Below are 17,599 nucleotides of genomic sequence, written 5' to 3' on the forward strand. Positions count from 1 at the left end.
CGGATGGTGGTCAGGGCGGTGTGCGCGGTCCGTTCGATCGTCAGGCCGCGGACGGCATGGCCAGCAGCTTGCCCATCGCGGCGAGTACCGACGGCTCGACCCGGTAGTAGACCCAGGTGCCGCGCCGCTCGGAGGTGAGCAGCCCGGCCTCCTTCAGCTTCTTCAGGTGGTGGGAGACGGTCGGCTGGGAAACCCCGACGTCGGAGATGTCGCACACGCACGCCTCGCCGCCCTCGTGGGAGGCCACGGCGGAGAACAGCCGCAGGCGCACCGGGTCGCCGAGCGCCTTGAACATCCGGGCGGCGGTTTCCGCCTCCTCGGCGGTCATGGGGCGTTCGGTCAGCGGCGGGCAGCAGGGCGCCACACCCTGGCTGTCGGGTCCGAGCAGGGGAAGCACCTTGGCGTTCGACATGCGTCTATGTTGACACACGTCGAACCAGGCTGGGAGGGCTGCCGTCACTGACGCCGGTCATCGACGAGGGTGCTGTGACGTCGGTGTTCTTCATCAGTAACCCCTGTGAGTTCGATGAATGTCTATGTTGACGCTTGTCGATATAGGTGTCATGCTGGGCCGCGCAAGCCATCGACAGATGTCGAAACAGCGCAAGGAGTCGCCGTGAACGCACCCGCCACCACCGAGCTGCCCGTCGTCGTGATCGGGGCCGGACCCACCGGTCTGGCCGCCGCCGCCCACCTGATCGACCGGGACATCGAGCCCCTGGTCCTGGAAGCCGGTCCCACCGCCGGCGCCGCGGTGCGCGACTGGTCGCACGTGCGCCTGTTCTCCACCTGGGGCGAGGTCGTCGACCCGGCCGCCGAAAAGCTCCTCGCCTCGACCGGCCGGCCGCGCCCCGACCCGGCCGCCTACCCGTCCGGCGGGGACTGGGTCGAGCTCTACCTGCAGCCGCTCGCCGACGTTCTCGGCGGCCGGGTCCGCCTCGGCGCCACCGTCACCGGCGTCTCCCGGGCCGGCCGCGACCGGATCGTCGACGCCGATCGCGAGACCCAGCCGTTCGTCGTGCACGTCACCCACACCGACGGCCGCGAGGAGCGGCTCTTCGCCCGCGCCGTCATCGACGCCTCCGGCACCTGGACCACGCCCGGCCCGGCCGGCGGCAGCGGCCTGCCCGCCCTCGGCGAGAAGGCGGCGGCCGACCGGATCACCTACCGCGTCCCGGACCTGAAGAACCCCGCCGTCCGGACCCGGTACGCGGGCAGGCGCACCGCCGTCATCGGCTCCGGCGCCTCGGCCTTCACCGCCCTCGCTCACCTCGCCGACCTCGCGAAGGCCGACGACGGCGCCGGGGCGAAGGCGGTGTGGATCCTGCGCCGTGGCATCTCCGGCTCCACCTTCGGCGGAGGAGAGGCGGACCAGCTCCCGGCGCGCGGCGCCCTGGGCCTGGCCGCGAAGGCCGCCGTCGACGAGGGGCACGCGGACGCGGTCACGGGCTTTCGCACCGAGGCGATCGAGCGCGACGCCGATGGCCGTCCGGTTCTGGTCGGCGAGGACGGGCGCCGGCTGGAGCCGGTGGACGAGGTGATCGTGCTGACCGGTTTCCGCCCCGATCTGTCCTTCCTCGACGAGCTGCGCCTCGGGCTGGACGAGCGCCTTCAGGCCCCGGTCGCCCTCGCCCCGCTGATCGACCCCAACCAGCACTCCTGCGGCACCGTCTACCCGCACGGCCACCGCGAGCTGTCCCACCCCGAACCCGGCGTGTACCTGGTCGGCATGAAGTCCTACGGCCGCGCCCCCACCTTCCTCGCGATGACCGGCTACGAGCAGGTCCGCTCCGTCGCCGCCGCGATCGCCGGCGACCTGGAGTCGGCCGACCGCGTCGAACTCTCCCTGCCCGAGACCGGAGTCTGCGGCGGCACCGGCCTGTACGACGCACCCTCCGCCCAGCAGGCCGAGGGTGGCTGCTGCGTGCCCGCGCCGCAGCTCGTCCGGCTCGGTGCTCCCGCCGCGGTCGGGGCGGCTGCCGAGGAGGCCCCGGCGAGTGGCTGCTGCGGCGCGTGACGCGCAGACGGCTCAGGGCTTCGTCCGCTGCAGGACGCCTCCGGGATCCTTGGCGAGCAGATCGCGGATGAGGGGGGCGAGGGTGCCGGCCCGGTGTGCGGGCGGCGGGTTGTTCTCTGTCCGGTGGGTCGTCCTCTGTCCGGCGGTTCCACCGCTCATCGCGCAGAGCGGGCCCGGTGTTCGGCCCCGGGAGGGGGCGTGCCGTCGTCTCCGCTCTTGCTGACGGGTGCACTCCACAGTCCCGTGATGGCGTCGATGAGCACCGCGGCTGTGTCGTCCCAGGTCGATGGGGGGAGCGAGGCGCCGTCGGCCAGGGTGCGTTCGCGTTCGACGCACATCTGGACGATGAGGTGGCGTGCCATGATGCCGCGATCGGCCTGCACGTCGGGCGGGAGATCGGGCAGGCATGCCCTGAGTCCGTCCAGCAATGTACGCAGGTGCGGCGAGGCCGCGGGTTCTGCCGCGATGTTGTCGTACAGGGCGGGGTCTGCGGTGACTTGGGCGTTGAACCGCGCATACCAGGTGGGACTGCCGAGCGTCGCCAGGTGTTCGGTGACCGGACGAACCATGCAGGCCACCCAGTCCCTCAGGTCGGTGGAGCTACCGGCCTGCGTCACCAGCCGGCCGCGGATGAGCTCGATCTGAGCGGTGTGCCGGTTCGAGATGGCACGCACCAGATCGGCCTTGTGGCCGAAGTGGTAGTTCACGGCGGCGGTGTTGCGCTGGCCTGCGGCGTCACTGATCTGCCGGTTGGAGACGTTGTAGACGCCGTGCTCGGCGAACAGCCGCTCCGCCGCTGCGAGGATCGCCTCTCGGGTTGCTTCGACCTTCTCCTCGCGCACGCTCTTGCCAGACATGGTCCTCACCGCTCCGCGTTTTCTTCGTTCTCCTTGCGAGCGGCCGGCCTTCAGCCGCCGCTCGCGTTCCGCCGCCCAGGCGGCGATGTCCGTGCGCACGAGCCTACTGATCAGCGCGCTTACGCCTCGTCAGCCCACCGTCGCCCCGTCGCCCCGTCGCCCCGTCGCCCCGTTGCCCCGTCGCCCCGTTGCAGGCGCAGGTGCAGGCGCAGCTGTCCGTGGGCCGCCGTCGCCGTCGTCGTCTCGTCAACCGATCCCACCTGCCTCGCGGCCTGGCCCGCTTGACCGGCATCGCGTCACCGCCTAGTTTTAATTCAACGGCTTTATTTAAAAGTTTCTTCCCGTTGTCCTCACTTGTCCAGACGGAGGCCGCTCTTCATGTCCGACACCCCCGCCCAGCCCGCAGTCGCCAGGAAGGTGGAACCGTCGCGGGCGAACGCTGTCGTGGCGGTGCTGGCCTTCGCCGGGATCGTGGTCTCTCTCATGCAGACCCTGGTCATCCCGCTGGTCCCGCAGCTGCCGAAACTCCTGGACGCCTCGGCGTCCGACTCCGCCTGGGCCGTCACCGCCACCCTGCTCGCGTCCGCGGTCGCCACGCCGGTCGTCGGACGCCTCGGCGACATGTACGGCAAGCGGCGCATGCTGCTGGTCAGCCTGGTGCTGCTGACCGCCGGGTCGATCGTGTGCGGCCTGGCCGACTCCCTGGTCCCGATGATCGCCGGACGGGCCCTGCAGGGCCTGTCGGCCGGTGTGATCCCGCTGGGCATCAGCATCATGCGTGACGAGCTGCCCGCCGAGAGGCTCGCCTCCGCCACCGCGGTGATGAGCGCGTCGCTGGGCGTGGGCGGCGCCCTCGGGCTGCCCGCCGCCGCCCTGATCGCCGACCACTTCGACTGGCACGTCCTGTTCTGGGTCTCCACCGTCGCCGGCGTCCTGGCCACCCTCCTCGTCTCGTCCTTGGTGCCGGAGTCCCGCGTGCGCAGCGGAGGCCGGTTCGACCTCGTCGGCGCGCTGGGCCTGTCCGCCGCGCTCGTGTGCCTGCTGCTGGCCATCTCCAAGGGCGCCACCTGGGGCTGGACCAGCGGCACGACGCTGGGTCTGTTCGCAGCCGGTGTGGTGGTGCTGCTGGTGTGGGGCGCATTCCAGCTCCGTATCCCGCACGCCCTGGTCGACCTGCGGGTCGCCGCCAGGCGGCAGGTGCTGTTCACCAACCTGGCGTCGATGTCGTTCGGCTTCTCGATGTTCGCCATGTCACTGGTGCTTCCGCAGCTTCTGCAGCTTCCCGGGGCCACCGGCTACGGGCTGGGCAAGTCACTGCTCGTCTCCGGCCTGGTCCTGGCCCCGCAGGGTCTGGTGATGATGGCCGTGGCACCCTTCTCCGCCCGCATCTCCCGCGCCCGCGGCCCGAAGGTGACCCTGATGCTCGGTGCCCTCACGGTGGCCGCCGGTTACCTGCTGAACATCGTGCTGATGTCCGAGATCTGGCAGCTGGTGCTCGTCTCCTGCATCATCGGTGCCGGTGTCGGTCTGGCCTACGGCGCGATGCCCGCCCTGGTCATGGGCGCCGTCCCGGTCTCCGAGACGGCCGCCGCCAACAGCCTCAACACGCTCATGCGCGCCATCGGCACCTCGGTGTCCAGCGCGGTCGCCGGCGTGGTGCTGGCCCAGATGACCATGAGCTTCGGCCCGGCCGAGCTGCCGTCGCAGAACGCGTTCCGCACCGTCATGGCCATCGGAGCCGGGGCGGCCCTCCTCGCTGTGGCGGTCGCGTCCTTCATCCCGCGCCAGCGGCCCCTGGCTTCCGGGCACGCGGCACCCCACGGCGCGGCAGAGCCCGCCGCGTCCGTCGCCTCCGGCGACACCACGGCATGAGCACGGCGGGCGTACCGGCCGGAGGACGGCCGGACCCGAAGGTGCCACGGAGATCGGGGGACAACCGCTGCCACAGTCCCGCAGAACCGGCGTCCTGCAGCGGTTGCCGCGGTCACCACGGCACGGGGGTTCCGTCCCAGGAGAAGAACGCGCCGGTCGGCCCGTCGTCCGGCAGGACCGCCAGCCGTACGGCCCCCCGGGCGGCCTCCGCCGGGTCTCCGCCCGCCGCGGCCGCCCGGGAGTTGAGGTCGGTGGCCCGCAGACCGGGGGCGAGCGCGTTGACCTTGAAGCCCTCCTCGGCCAGCGTCCGCGCGTACAGGACGGTGAGGGCGTTGAGGGCGGCCTTCGACGACCGGTACGCTGCCGCGCCGCCGCTGCCGGTCGCGAACCGGGGGTTCGGGCTCGCGCTCCAGGCCAGAGACCCGGTCCCGCTGGAGACGTTGACGATCCGCGGGTGCGGAGAGCGGCGCAGGGCGGGCAGGAAGGCGTTGGTGACCGCGACGACCCCGAACACGTTGGTCTCGTACGTGCGCCGGAACTCGTCGATGCCGGATTCGGTCGGCGGCGCGAGCGAGGGGGAGATGCCCGCGTTGTTGACCAGGACGTCCAGGCGGTCCACCTGCCCCGCGGCAGCGGCGACGCTGTCCGGATCCGTCACGTCGAGGACGAGCGGGCGAGCGGCGTCGCCGATCTCCTCGACGGCCCGCCGCCCCCGCCCGGCGTCGCGGGAGCCCACGAACACGACGAAACCCTCCGCGGCCAGCAGGCGGGCGATCTGCTTGCCGATTCCCTTGTTGGCACCGGTGACCAGTGCTGTGCGATCGTTCATGGCAGCCACGGTCCCCTGGTGGCGACCACCCTGCCAGGGACAACCTGTACCAGGCACCGGGAGGAGAGGTCATGGCGCGGCCGGAACTGGCCCGTTTCCTGCGGGAGCGCCGCACGGCCCTGCGTCCGCACGACTTCGGCCTGCCCGTCGGCGCCCCGCGCCGCACCCCGGGCCTGCGCCGCGAGGAGGTGGCGGAGCTGGCCCACATGTCCGTCGACTACTACGTACGACTTGAGCAGGCCCGCGGCCCACGTCCGTCGCCCCGCATCCTGGACGCGCTGGCCCAGGCCCTCCGCCTGACGCCGGCCGAACGCAGCCACCTGTTCCGCCTGGCCGGAACGAGTGCGCCGCCGCCCGCCACCGGCGCCGTACGGCGCGTCCGCCCGCACGTGGCCGGGATGCTGCAGCGTCTGCCGGACACCGGCGCGATCGTCACCGACGCGGCCTACGGCGTCGTCGCCTGGAACCCGCTGGCCCAGGCCCTGTTGGGCGGCGACCTCGGACACAGGACGGCGAATCTGGCCCGGCGCCGGTTCCTCGGCAAGGGGCGGTTGCACGAGAGCTCCAGCACCGAGGAGTTCGGGCACGTCGTGGTGGCACGCCTGCGCCGGGCCGCCGACCGCTACCCGCACGACCCGCAGCTTGCCGCGCTGCTGGCCGAACTGCACGCCGGCAGCGACGAGTTCCACCAGCTCTGGGAGACCCGTCCGGTCCACGCCCCCGGCCACCGCACCAAGACGCTCGACCACCCGACGGCAGGCCGAATCCGGCTGAACTGCGACGTACTTCTCGTCCCCGAGGACGACCAGGAAATCGTCCTGATCACGGCCGACCCCCAAACCCCCTCGGCCCGGGCCCTGCGCAGGCTGGCCACGACGGTCCAGGGGGTTGGTGCTGGTCACAGCCACTCGTGAGGACGGCGACCAGGTCAGTTGGGCGTCGGCCCGGTTCAGGCGGGCAGCGGCTCGGCGTAGTGCCGGAAGCTGCCGCGCTCGGTGTGCATGGCGTACAGGCGTTCGGCCAGCACCTCGGGACTGCTGTGCTCGGCATCCGGCCGGATCGCACCGGGGATGATCAGCTGGGCTGCGTGGATGTTCTCCGGGGTGAGCGCGTCGTGGAGCATGCGCGCATACGCGCTCTCGCCTGCGAAGGCGATCGAGGTGCCGGCCCGCTCGGGGTGCGGGCGCACCGCGCTGCCGCCGTTGACGAACAACACCGTGCCGCGGCCCAGGGAGCGCATCCCGGGCAGCACCGCGTTCACGCAGGTGACCGGGCCTTTGACCGAGAAGGCCAGGGGGTCGTCCAGGTCCGTGGCGGTGGTCTCCAGGACCGGCTTCATGAAGTCCGCGCGGGGCACGGGGCTGAACTGCAGGATCTCGACCGGCCCCATCTCCTCGGCGGCCGTCCGCAGGGCCGTGGTGAGGGAGGCAGGTTCGAGGACGTCGGCGGCGAAGCTGCGGGCCTGGACGCCGTCGCTGTCCAGTGCGGCCACGAGGCCGTCCAGGTGATCGGCACTGCGGGCCAGGAGCGCGACGCTGTGGCCGGCGGCGCCGAAGCGGCGGGCACAGGCCAGTCCCAGGCCAGGGCCGGCACCGACGAGGGCAAAGGTGGTCACGGTGAGTCCTCCAGAGGATTCCGCACGGGGGAGTGAGAGGACGGGCCGCACAACGACCCGTCCCCGAGGAGAGGACGGGCCGCACAAGGCCCCGTCCCCGAGGAGAGCGCGGGATGCGCAGGTCAGGGCCTGAGCTGCGCAGGTCAGGGCGTGAGCAGGGCCTTGATGGCACGGCGCTCGTCCATCGCCTTGTAGCCCTCGGCAACCCGGTCCAGGGGAAGGGTGAGGTCGAAGACCTTGCCCGGCGCGATCCGGCCCGTCAGGACCTGATCGATCAGGTCGGGCAGGTAACGACGCACCGGGGCGGGGCCGCCGCGCAGGCCGACGTGCGAGAAGAACAGCTCCTGCCCGTCGATGCCGACCTCGTGCGGGACACCGACGAAGCCGACGTTGCCGCCGGGCCGCGCGGAGTGCAGCGCCTGCTGCATGGCCTGGGCGGTTCCGACGCACTCCAGGACCGAGTCGGCGCCGATCCCGTCGGTGAGGTCCTTGACACGGGCCACGCCTTCGTCGCCGCGCTCGGTGACGATGTCGGTGGCGCCGAACTCGCGGGCGAGCTTCTGGCGGGACTCGTGGCGGCTCATCGCGATGATCCGCTCCGCACCCATCGCCTTGGCCGCGATCACCGCGCACAGACCGACGGCGCCGTCGCCGACCACCACGGCGGTGGAGCCGGGCCTGACCTCGGCGGCGTCAGCGGCCCACCAGCCGGTGCCCATGACGTCGGAGACGGCCAGCAGGCCGGGCCAGAACTCGTCGGCAGGCGTCTCGTCGGTGGCGACGAGGGTGCCCTGGGCGTTGGGGATGCGCACGTAGTCGGCCTGGCAGGTGCTCATGAACTCGCGATGCAGGCAGTTGGACTGGAAGCCGTTGCGGCAGTTGGCGCAGGTGTTGTCCGACGTGGCGAAGGAGCCGACGACGAACTGGCCGGGCCGCACGGCGGTGACGTCGCTGCCGACCTCCTCGACGAATCCGACGTACTCGTGCCCCATGGGGTGTACCTCGCCGATCGGCTCCAGGCCGCGGTAGGGCCACAGATCGGAGCCGCATACGCAGGTGACGGCCGTGCGGATGATCGCGTCGGTCGGCCGGAGGATCTTCGGGTCGTCCAAGGTCTCGAAGCGGACGTCGCCGGGGGCGTGGATCACTGCTCCGCGCATGAGGGGTTCCTTACGTGCTGGGGCGTGCGGTACCGGGGGTGTACCGGCACACGCCGGGTGCGGTTGCAGGCCCGGAACGGACGGCGAGCCGCCGACCGCGAGCCGGGTGCGGGCTTCCCGTCCCGCAGCGTTCACGGCCGGACGGAAGAACGTCACGTCATCCAGGTAACCCGGTCTTCGCGCGCGCAGCGAGTCACCGCCAAGGGGTGTACCGGCAGTACACCCCTCCCGCGGCGCGGGAGACGTACGGTCGAGGGGTGGACAACCGTGAAGAGGTCCGCGAGTTTCTCACCTCGCGGCGCGCGAAGATCACCCCGGAGCAGGCGGGGCTGCCGTCCGGCAGCAGGCGGCGCGTGCCCGGCCTGCGCCGGAGTGAGGTCGCCGCGCTCGCCGACATGAGCGTGGAGTACTACGCCAAGCTCGAACGCGGCAACCTTGCCGGCGTTTCACCGACCGTGCTCGAAGCTGTCGCCCGCGCTCTCCAGCTCGACGACGCGGAGCGCGCCCACCTGCTCCTTCTGGTGCAAGCCGCCGACGGGTCCGACGCGCTCACCCGGCCCCGACGCCGCACCACCCGGCAGTGGATTCCGCACCGCAGCCTGCAATGGACCCTGGACGCGATCACCGCCGGGCCCGCCTTCGTCCGCAACGGCCGTATGGACGTGCTCGCCGCCAACCAGCTCGCCCGCGCCTTCTACCACGACGTCTACGCCTCCCCCCAGAACCAGGCGAACCTCGCCCGCTTCAACTTCCTCGACCCCGCCTCACACCGCTTCTACCCCGACTGGGACGAAGCCGCCGACATGGCCGTGGCCATCCTGCGCACCGAAGCCGGCCGCAACCCCCACGACAAGGACCTCCACGACCTGGTCGGAGAGCTGTCCACCCGAAGCGACGAATTCCGCACCCGCTGGGGCGCACACAACGTCCGCCACCACGGCACCGGCACAAAGCGCTTCCACCACCCGGTCGTCAGCGAACTCACCCTCGCCTACGAAGGACTTGAGATGGCGGCCGAACCCGGCCTCACCCTCACCATCTACACCGCCGAACCCCGCTCCCCCTCCGAAGAAGCTTTGCGCCTCCTCGCATCCTGGGCCGCCACCCAAGGGCTTGCAGCCGCCGGTCACCAATCCCGGGGGGCGATCATTTCCTCGACGTCCGCGTCCGTGAAGCCGTAAGCCGACGCGACGAACCAGAAGTCCTCGGCGATCTCCTCCCGTGCAACCGTCTCGATCTCGCTCCCGGCTGCCTCGAACTCCGCCTCCAGCAGGTTGAACTCCTCCGTCGCGGCCTGGGTCAGCACATACAGGGCCGCCAGGTCCGACGGCTGCTCGGCCTCGATCCGCTCGCACAGCCGCAGCATGATCGCCTTGCCCTTGTCCACGACATGATCGGGAAAGTAATCGTCCACGTACAGCAGTCGCAGGAACGCGTGTCCTGCCATCTGCTGGTTGGTGATCGGCATGGTGCCTCCCCATCCTCATCCTCTTTGAGCACCGACGTGCTCGATCATGCAGCACGCCACTGACACACGGCGGGCCGGCGCTTTCGCGACGGGCCGACCTGCCGTCGGCCCGGGACACGAGGCGGTGGCTGTGCTTGCTGAGCCGCACCTCGGGGACGGTGCCGTCAGTAGACGTCGCGGACGTAGCGTTTGTCCGCGGACAGGCGCCTGACGTAGTCGGCGGCTTCGTCGGTGTCCAGGCCGCCGTGGGTGGCGGCGATGTCCTTGAGGGCTTGGTCGACGTCCTTGGCCATGCGGGAGGCGTCGCCGCAGACGTAGAAGTGGGCGCCGTCCTGCAGCCACTGCCACAGGCGCGGACCGTGTTCGCGCATCCGGTCCTGGACGTAGACCTTGTTGCGCTGGTCGCGGGAGAAGGCGAGGTCGAGGCGGTCGAGGTGGCCGGATGCCCGGTATGCCTCCAGGTCCTCGCGGTAGTAGAAGTCGGTGGCCCGGCACTGTTCGCCGAAGAAGAGCCAGTTGGCGCCGGTGTGGCCGCGGGCCCGGCGGTCTTCGAGGAAGCCGACGAAGGGGGCCACACCGGTTCCGGGCCCGATCATGATCACGGGGGTGGCCGGGTCGGCCGGCGGGCGGAAGTGCGGTGAGCGCTGCACGAAGACCTGGACCGGGCCGTCGTCCGCGCAGTCGGCCAGGTAGGTGGAGCACACGCCCTTGCGGTCCCGGCCGAGGCCGTTGGTGTAGCGGACGACGGAGACGGTGAGGCGGACCTCGCCGCGGTGGGCGAGCGGGCTGGAGGAGATGGAGTACAGGCGGGGCTGGAGACGCTTGAGGACCCGCGCCCACTCCGGCGCCGAAGCCTGGACGGGGAACGCGGAGACGACATCGGCGGCCTGACGGCCCCAACTCCACTTCGCCAGCTCGTCCTTGTTGTCGGAGCGCAGCAGCCGCTTCAGATCGTGGCTGCCGGTGCGCTCGGCCACGAACTTGAGCAGGCCGGGGGAGATGCGTGCGATGTCCAGGCGGGTGCGCAGTGCCTCTTCGAGAGGGAGGGGCGCGCCGTCGCCGAGGTCGACGGGCTCGTCGGGGTCGAGGCCGGTGAGGGCGAGCCATTCGGCGACGAGCGGGGCGCCGTTGGCCGGCCATACGCCGAGGGCGTCCCCGGCGTCGTAGGCGAGTTCGCCGTCGCGCGTGTCGAAGGCGAACTGCCGCACTTCCTTCTGCGAGCCGGGCAGGCTCAGCAGCCTGTTGCCGATGAGCAGGGTGGCGAACGGCGACGCCTTGGTGTAGCCGGCCGGTGCGGGATCGGCCGGCGGGACGGTGACGGCCTGCGGGGCGGTGACGGTCGGGCCGGCGGTCGGGCCGGCGGAGGCGGTTTCGGCGACGGGAGCCTCGACCGCGTCCGCGGGACGAGGCTGCCGGTCGTCGCCTGTGGCCAGCGCGGTGACGACCCGGCCGAGCCACTGCTCGGCGGCCTCTTCGAAGTCGGGCTCGCAGTCGGTGCGGGGGACGAGGCGGGTCGCCCCGAGGGCGTCGAACCGTTCGTCGAGTCGGCGGCCGTGGCCGCAGAAGTCGTCGTAGTCGGAGTTGCCGAAGGCGAGAACCGCGTACCGGATTCCCTCCAGCCGCCCGGTGTCCGGGTCGGACAGCCTCTGCCAGAAGTCGGCGCCGTTGTCGGGGGCGTCGCCGTCGCCGGAGGTGCTGGTGATGAGGAGTACGTCGGTGTCGGTGCCGAGGTGGGCCGGGGTCGCGTCGGCCATGGGCAGCAGTTCGGGGGTGCGGCCCGTCCGGGTGAGGTGGGCGACTGTCTCTGCGGCGAACTCCTCGGCGTTGCCCGTCTGGGAGGCCCACAGGATGACCAGGCGGCGGGTCGCTACGGCCGGATCGGCTGCCAAGGCACCGGTCTGCGCGGGCACGAGGGCGGTGGTGGTGGGTGCGGCGGTGCGGGAGAACATGCCGGCGAGGACGCCGTCCACCCACAGGGCGTGGCCCGGGTCGAAGGGCGCGCCCGGCGGCAGGACGGGGACGCGTCCGTCGGACGGGGTCGCAGCGAGACCGGAGAGATAGCCGGCGAGATAGCGGCGTTCCGGCTCGGCCAGGGGTGCGGGGGCGAGGTCGGCGATGCCGAACAGCGAGGCGAGCGCGTGGACGGGCGAGTCCGCCGGGGCGGCAGCTGCGGCGGTCGGCGCGGGCACGGGGGCGGGGGGCACGGGCGTGGTCTCCGGCCGGGTGCTCGGGCGGGCCGCCGGGACGGCGGCGGCCGTCTTGGCGAGGGTGACGGCGCAGACCTTGAACTCCGGCTGGAAGGAGACCGGGTCGATCGCGTCGTTGGTGACGGCGTTGATGCTGAGGTACTCGCCGAACAGGTCGTTCCAGTGGAAGGGTGCGAAACAGTTGCCCGGTCGGACCCGGTCGGTGACCACGGCGGGCAGCACGGCACGCCCGCGGCGGGAGGCGACCTCCAGAGGGTCGCCCTCGATGACGCCCAGAGCCTCGGCGTCCTCGGGGTGGATCTCCACGAACGGGTCGGGGTTGAGCTTGTTGAGCTTGGCGACCTTGCCGGTCTTGGTCATCGTGTGCCACTGGTGCTGCAGGCGGCCGGTGTTGAGGACGAACGGGTACTCGTCGTCGGGGAGTTCGGCGGCCGGCAGGTGCGGGCGGGCGAAGAACTGCGCGCGTCCGCTCGCGGTGGGGAAGGCCAGGCGGGGGCGGCTGCCGTCCTCGCGTTCCAGGAGGGTCTGGCTGATGCCGTTGTTGAGGTAGCGGATCGGGTTGCGGTCCGGGCCGTCGGCGGCCGGTGACGGCCACTGGACGGGCGTGGTGCGCAGCCGCTCGTAGCTCACGCCGCGCAGGTCCCAGCCGGTCTTGGGATTCCACGCCCGCTTCAGCTCCTCGAACACCTCCTCGGCCGAGGCGTAGGTGAACGCTTCGGCGAAGCCCATCTCGCAGGCCACCCGGGCGATCAGCTGCCAGTCGGGCAGCGCCTGGCCGGGCGGGTCGACGGCGCCCTGCACGAGGGTGAGGTTCCGCTCGGAGTTGATCATGATGCCGTCGGACTCCGCCCACAGCGTGGCGGGCAGAACGACATCGGCGTAGGTGTTGCTCTCGGTCTCGGTGAAGACGTCCTGGGTGATGACGAGTTCGGCGGCCTCCAGGCCGGCGATGACGGTCTTGCGGTTGGCGACCGAGGCGACCGGGTTGGTGCAGATGATCCAGCACGCTTTGATGTCCCCGGCGGCCATCTGCTCGAACATCTCCACCGTGCCACGCCCGACCTCGGTACGCAGCGAGCCGTCGGGAATGTTCCACAGGTTCTCGATGAAGGCACGCTCGGCCTCGACCAGAACGGAACGCTGACCGGGCAGGCCCGGGCCCATGTAGCCCATCTCCCGGCCGCCCATGGCGTTGGGCTGGCCGGTCAGCGAGAACGGGCCGGAGCCCGGACGGCAGATGGCACCGGTGGCGAGGTGCAGGTTGACCAGGGCGTTGGTGTTCCAGGTGCCGTGCGTGGACTGGTTCAGGCCCATGGTCCAGCAGCTCATCCACTCACCGGCCTCGCCGATCCACTGTGCGGCCTGCCGGATGTCCTCCTCCGGAATGCCGGTGATCTCCGCGACCTTGTCGGGCGCGTAGCCCGCGAGGAAGCCGGGCATCTCCTCCCAGCCCTCGGTGAACTGCGCGATGAACTCCTCGTCCGTGTGACCGTTCGCGACCAGCAGATGCAGCAGGCCGTTCAGCAGGGCGAGGTCGGTACCGGGTTTGATCTGGAGGAAGAGGTCGGCCTTGGCGGCGGTGGCGTTGCGGCGCGGGTCGACGACGATCAGCTTGGCCCCGGCCGACTTGATCCGGTCCGTCATGCGCAGGAAGAGGATCGGGTGGCAGTCGGCCATGTTGGCGCCGATGACGAAGAACGCGTCCGCGTGGTCGAAGTCCTGGTAGGAGCCGGGCGGGCCGTCCGCGCCCAGCGACAGCTTGTAGCCGGTTCCCGCGGAGGCCATGCACAGCCGGGAGTTCGACTCGATCTGGTTCGTCCGGACGAAACCCTTGGCCAGCTTGTTCGCCAGGTACTGCGCCTCCAGCGACATCTGCCCGGACACGTAGAAGGACAGCGCATCGGGCCCGTGCTCGTCCAGGAGCGCCCGCAGCCGGCCGGCCACCGCCGTGATCGCCTCGTCCACGCCGGTCTCGGCCGGCTCGGCGCCGCGCTCGGCCCGGACCAGCGCCTTCGATATGCGTCCGCGCGCGGCCATCATGTCCGCGCTCGTCGCCCCCTTGGTGCACAGGCGGCCGACGTTGGTGGGATGCGCCTTGTCCCCGGAAGCCTTCGCCGCGCGGCGGCGGCCGTCGGCGGGATCCCGCGTGATGTCGAGCACGATGCCGCAGCCGACCCCGCAGTACGAACAGACCGTACGGACGCTGTCCTTCTTCGAGCCTGCTGGCACCGAACCTCCACTTTCCGGTCTGCGTACCTCCTGAGCCGGCCCGCGCGGTTTACTACGGGCAGCCCTACGACCAGCACCGTAGAAAGATCGGGTTTCGGCTCCGTCACGCTGCGGAGCGCCGGGGATTACGCCTCACGCACACGCCCCGGCACCACCCTGTGAGGCCGTCGGCTCACCCGGCCACGACGACCTCCCGCACGCGGGCCACCTCACGTCACGGACCCGGCTCCCGTGCGCAGGGCGCAACCCCGGTCGGTCGGTTCGCACGCCATGACCTCGACGATCACCGTTCTGTCCGGCCACAGCAAAAGCAACACCACTGTTCGGTCGGGGAAACGCGGGGGAAACGAGGTCAACAAAAAGTTTGACCCGCTGTTCGGCTTCTGGTCCACGGGCCCCACCCCGTCCTTCTCCACCGCGCCCCTCACGTGCTGCTGATTCCCTTTTTCCGCTCCCCAAGCTCGGCTTCGCCTCCGGAGGCTCCCTGTGTCCCAGGCCCCTGACGCGCCCGCGTCCGAATCCCCCGCCGAACCTGCCCGGCACCCGGTGGACCAGGTTCTGCCGCCCGCCCGGCTGGGGCTGCTCGGCCTTCAGCACGTGCTCGTGATGTACACCGGCTGTGTCACCGTTCCGTTGGTCTTCGGTGCTGCGGCCAAGCTGGACACCTCCACCATCGGCCTGCTGATCAACGCCGACCTGCTGGTGGCCGGCCTGGTGACACTGCTGCAGTCGCTCGGCATCGGCAGGATCCTGGGCGTACGGCTGCCGGTCGTGGCGGGCGCCACCTTCACGGCCGTGACCCCGATGATCCTGATCGCGGGCGAGTACGGGATGCAGGCCGTCTACGGCTCGATGATCGCCGCAGGTGTCTTCGGACTGCTGGTCGCGGTGCCGTTCGCCCGGGCGGTGCGGTTCTTCCCACCGCTCGTCAGCGGCTCGGTCATCACCGTCATAGGGCTCTCGCTCATCGGGGTGGCCGCCGGTCTGATCGCCGGCCTGGACCCCACGGCCAAGGACTACGCGGCCCCCGGCCACCTGGCCCTCGCGGGCGGCATCGTGCTCCTGATCGTGCTCGTCAGCCGCTTCACCAGCGGCTTCATCTCCCAACTCGGTGTGCTGCTGGGCCTGGTGGCCGGCACGCTGGCCGCGATCCCGATGGGGCTGACGAACTTCTCCTCGGTCGGTGACGCCGACTGGCTCGGGCTCGCCTCGCCGTTCCACTTCGGTGCCCCGCACTTCCCCGTCGCCGCGGTCATCTCCATGTGCGTGGTGATGCTGGTGACGTTCACCGAGTCCACCGCCGACATGCTCGCCGTCGGCGAGATGACCGGCCGCCCGCTGAGCAAGAGCGATCTGGCCCGCGGCCTCGCCGGCGACGGCATCTCCGGTATCTTCGCCGGCGTCATGAACGGCTTCGTGGACACCGTCTTCGCCCAGAACGTCGGCCTGGTCGGCATGACCAAGGTCCGCAGCCGCTACGTCGCCGCCGTCGCCGGCGGCATCCTCGTCGCGCTCGGCCTGGTCCCCAAGCTCGGCGAGGTCGTGGCCTCGCTGCCCGGCCCGGTGATCGGCGCGGCCGGGCTGGTCATGTTCGCCACCGTCACCGCCGTCGGCATCAACACCCTGCGCAAGGTGGAGTTCGAGGGCACCAACAACCTGTTGATCGTGGCCGTCTCCATCGGCATCGGCATGCTGCCCGTCGCGGCGCCCACGATCTACCACGCCTTCCCGACCTGGGTGCAGATCATCGGCGGCAGCGCCATCACCAGCGCCACGCTCGCCGCGTTCCTGCTGAACCTGCTCTTCAACCACACGCCCGGACGGAAGAAGCCGCAGACGGAGACAGAGAAGCAGGCGGTCGAGCCGTCAGTTGCCGACTCCGCCCCCGCCACCTGACCCTTTCCCGCCATCGCGGCCGGGACAACGGTCATCGCAGACGGCGCCCACCTGGGAACCGGGTTGATCGTCCCGCACCGCAGAAGAGCCGGACGCCCACTCCTGCGCGGCCAGGAGGAGGACAACGCCGAACGCCGACGCGTCCGCGCCCGCGTCGAGCGCACCTTCGCCCGCATGAAAACCTGGAAATTCCTCCGCGACTGCCGCCAGAAAGGAGACGGCCTTCACCATGCCGTCCAAGCCGTCGCCACCATGCACAACCTCACCATGACAGGCTGAACCAACAGGTCAAACACCACATTGGCCTGCCCACACCCACCCTTCTGCAACAACCTTTAGTGTCCTGCGCCGGAGATCCGTTGGCAAAAGCGGGCGAGGGAGTCGAGGATCTCCTCGGCCGACTTGGTTCAGGTGAATGGTGTTGGGTTCTCGTTCCACTCCTTGACCAGGCTCGGATGTCGGCTTCCAAGGAACGCACACTTTTGTGGGAGCCGCGGCGGATCTTCTGGTCGGCGAGGAAGCCGAACCACCTTTCCACCTGGGGTGATCCAGGACGAACCGGTGGGGGTGAAGTGCAGGTGAAATCGGGGGTGTTAGGCCAGCCATGCCTTGATGGCGGGCGTCTTGTGTGGGTGCCGTAGTTGTCGCGGATCGGGTGGATCTGGAGGTGCCCGGGAACCTCCTTCTCGATCTCGATGAGGAACTTCTTGAACTTCGCTGCCCGGTGCCGACGGTGCAACGAGGTGATGACTTCGCCGGTCGCAACGTCGAAGGCCGCGAAGAGAGTGGTCAGACCGTTACGGATGTAGTCATGGGTGCGACGCTCGGGCATGCCCGGGATCACCGGCTGAGACCGGTCCACCGCCTGGAACTGCGACTTCTCGTCCACTGACAGCACCACCGCCCCTTTTGGCGGATTGAAGTACAGCCCGACGACGTCGTAGACCTTCTCCACGAACATGGGGCCGTCGACAGTTTGAAGGTGTCCGTCATGTGGGGCTTGAGACGGAACTTCCGCCAGATTCGGTGGAGGAGTTCCCGTTCGTGCACGCCCCTGCGCACCCCAGGGGCGTGGTCACAGTGCCTGGGCACGCTGCCCCCGACGTCGTCAGTCCTTGGAAGGCTACTGTCACGGCCATGGCCGCCGAGCAGCCCGCCTGACGGTTTCGCGCAGACGGCCGACTGGCTGCCCTCAAGCCCCCGGCGCCGTGCCGTTTTCATACCCTTGCAGAGCACGGCGCCGTCGGGGCAGATACTCAAACGTTTAGCCGAGGCCCCCGTGAAGATTCTCTCTTCCAGAGGGCAGAGCCAGTCTGCCGACGTACTACTCGTGCTCTGAGGGGCGGCGTGAGCGTAAGAGCTCATAACACGATCTTGCTGAAACGTCCTGGTGGGCCGTAACCGGTGTGATGATTCGGCCGTTCGAGAAGGTGTGGGTACTCGACCGTG

Annotated in this window: 14 protein-coding genes and 1 pseudogene; 6 read left to right on the forward strand and 9 right to left on the reverse strand. The window is 70.5% G+C overall.

All coding sequences use genetic code 11. The annotated features are described in order from the left end of the window. Window positions 1–40: 40 nt before the first annotated feature. The gene (locus tag ACFVUT_RS33460; RefSeq protein ID WP_389658132.1) at window positions 41–412 is read right to left on the reverse strand and encodes an ArsR/SmtB family transcription factor; all 372 of its coding nucleotides are present in this window, start codon (window positions 410–412) and stop codon (window positions 41–43) included. Between the two features lie 204 nt (window positions 413–616). Here ACFVUT_RS33460 and ACFVUT_RS33465 point away from each other — a divergent pair, with 204 nt between their 5' ends. Beyond that, window positions 617–2,017: an NAD(P)-binding domain-containing protein gene (locus ACFVUT_RS33465; RefSeq protein ID WP_389658135.1), complete on the forward strand. Its 1,401-nt coding sequence runs from the start codon at window positions 617–619 to the stop codon at window positions 2,015–2,017. Window positions 2,018–2,029: 12 nt separating this feature from the next. Here ACFVUT_RS33465 and ACFVUT_RS33470 read toward each other — a convergent pair whose 3' ends face one another. After that, the gene (locus ACFVUT_RS33470; RefSeq protein WP_389658138.1) at window positions 2,030–2,176 is read right to left on the reverse strand and encodes a hypothetical protein; all 147 of its coding nucleotides are present in this window, start codon (window positions 2,174–2,176) and stop codon (window positions 2,030–2,032) included. Then, on the reverse strand, window positions 2,173–2,874 hold the full coding sequence (locus tag ACFVUT_RS33475) for a TetR/AcrR family transcriptional regulator (RefSeq protein WP_389658141.1): 702 nt from the start codon (window positions 2,872–2,874) through the stop codon (window positions 2,173–2,175). The genes ACFVUT_RS33470 and ACFVUT_RS33475 overlap by 4 nt, the downstream gene beginning before the upstream one ends. A 378-nt stretch (window positions 2,875–3,252) precedes the next feature. Between ACFVUT_RS33475 and ACFVUT_RS33480 the strand changes: the two genes are divergently transcribed. Continuing rightward, window positions 3,253–4,746, forward strand: a complete 1,494-nt coding sequence (locus ACFVUT_RS33480) for an MFS transporter (protein ID WP_389658144.1) — start codon at window positions 3,253–3,255, stop codon at window positions 4,744–4,746. Window positions 4,747–4,858: 112 nt separating this feature from the next. Here the strand turns inward: ACFVUT_RS33480 and ACFVUT_RS33485 are convergent, their stop codons facing one another. After that, complete coding sequence (locus ACFVUT_RS33485; RefSeq protein ID WP_389658147.1) at window positions 4,859–5,575, reverse strand: SDR family oxidoreductase; 717 nt, start codon at window positions 5,573–5,575, stop codon at window positions 4,859–4,861. A 71-nt stretch (window positions 5,576–5,646) separates the two neighbouring features. Here ACFVUT_RS33485 and ACFVUT_RS33490 point away from each other — a divergent pair, with 71 nt between their 5' ends. Further along, the gene (locus ACFVUT_RS33490) at window positions 5,647–6,489 is read left to right on the forward strand and encodes a helix-turn-helix transcriptional regulator (protein ID WP_389658150.1); all 843 of its coding nucleotides are present in this window, start codon (window positions 5,647–5,649) and stop codon (window positions 6,487–6,489) included. A 35-nt stretch (window positions 6,490–6,524) separates the two neighbouring features. Here the strand turns inward: ACFVUT_RS33490 and ACFVUT_RS33495 are convergent, their stop codons facing one another. Both ACFVUT_RS33495 and ACFVUT_RS33500 read right to left on the reverse strand, forming a co-directional pair. Further along, complete coding sequence (locus ACFVUT_RS33495; protein ID WP_389658152.1) at window positions 6,525–7,190, reverse strand: SDR family NAD(P)-dependent oxidoreductase; 666 nt, start codon at window positions 7,188–7,190, stop codon at window positions 6,525–6,527. A 143-nt stretch (window positions 7,191–7,333) separates the two neighbouring features. Then, on the reverse strand, window positions 7,334–8,350 hold the full coding sequence (locus ACFVUT_RS33500; RefSeq protein ID WP_389658155.1) for a zinc-dependent alcohol dehydrogenase family protein: 1,017 nt from the start codon (window positions 8,348–8,350) through the stop codon (window positions 7,334–7,336). A 257-nt stretch (window positions 8,351–8,607) separates the two neighbouring features. On the opposite strand from ACFVUT_RS33500, the gene ACFVUT_RS33505 reads away from it, so the two are divergent. Next, a complete protein-coding gene (locus tag ACFVUT_RS33505) occupies window positions 8,608–9,531 on the forward strand; it encodes a helix-turn-helix transcriptional regulator (protein WP_389658158.1) in 924 nt (307 codons plus the stop codon). Here ACFVUT_RS33505 and ACFVUT_RS33510 read toward each other — a convergent pair. Then, window positions 9,477–9,818, reverse strand: coding sequence for a DUF5713 family protein (locus ACFVUT_RS33510; RefSeq protein ID WP_389658161.1), 342 nt, complete (start codon window positions 9,816–9,818; stop codon window positions 9,477–9,479). The genes ACFVUT_RS33505 and ACFVUT_RS33510 overlap by 55 nt on opposite strands. Window positions 9,819–9,982: 164 nt before the next feature. Beyond that, window positions 9,983–14,254 carry a molybdopterin-dependent oxidoreductase gene (locus tag ACFVUT_RS33515; RefSeq protein ID WP_389658164.1) on the reverse strand — a complete coding sequence of 1,424 codons (4,272 nt, stop codon included), beginning with the start codon at window positions 14,252–14,254 and terminating at the stop codon, window positions 9,983–9,985. A gap of 486 nt (window positions 14,255–14,740) precedes the next feature. Between ACFVUT_RS33515 and ACFVUT_RS33520 the strand changes: the two genes are divergently transcribed. After that, a complete protein-coding gene (locus ACFVUT_RS33520; RefSeq protein WP_389658167.1) occupies window positions 14,741–16,150 on the forward strand; it encodes a nucleobase:cation symporter-2 family protein in 1,410 nt (469 codons plus the stop codon). Between the two features lie 6 nt (window positions 16,151–16,156). Further along, window positions 16,157–16,429 (forward strand): annotated as a pseudogene (locus ACFVUT_RS33525) (transposase family protein); the annotation flags it as partial. On the opposite strand, the gene ACFVUT_RS33530 reads toward ACFVUT_RS33525, so the two are convergent. Beyond that, window positions 16,413–17,111 carry a transposase gene (locus ACFVUT_RS33530; RefSeq protein WP_389658170.1) on the reverse strand — a complete coding sequence of 233 codons (699 nt, stop codon included), beginning with the start codon at window positions 17,109–17,111 and terminating at the stop codon, window positions 16,413–16,415. The pseudogene ACFVUT_RS33525 and the gene ACFVUT_RS33530 sit on opposite strands and share 17 nt — an antisense overlap. Between the last annotated feature and the right edge of the window lie 488 nt (window positions 17,112–17,599).

Origin of the sequence: Streptomyces sp. NPDC058051, assembly GCF_042885475.1 — a bacterium.
Classification (GTDB): domain Bacteria; phylum Actinomycetota; class Actinomycetes; order Streptomycetales; family Streptomycetaceae; genus Streptomyces.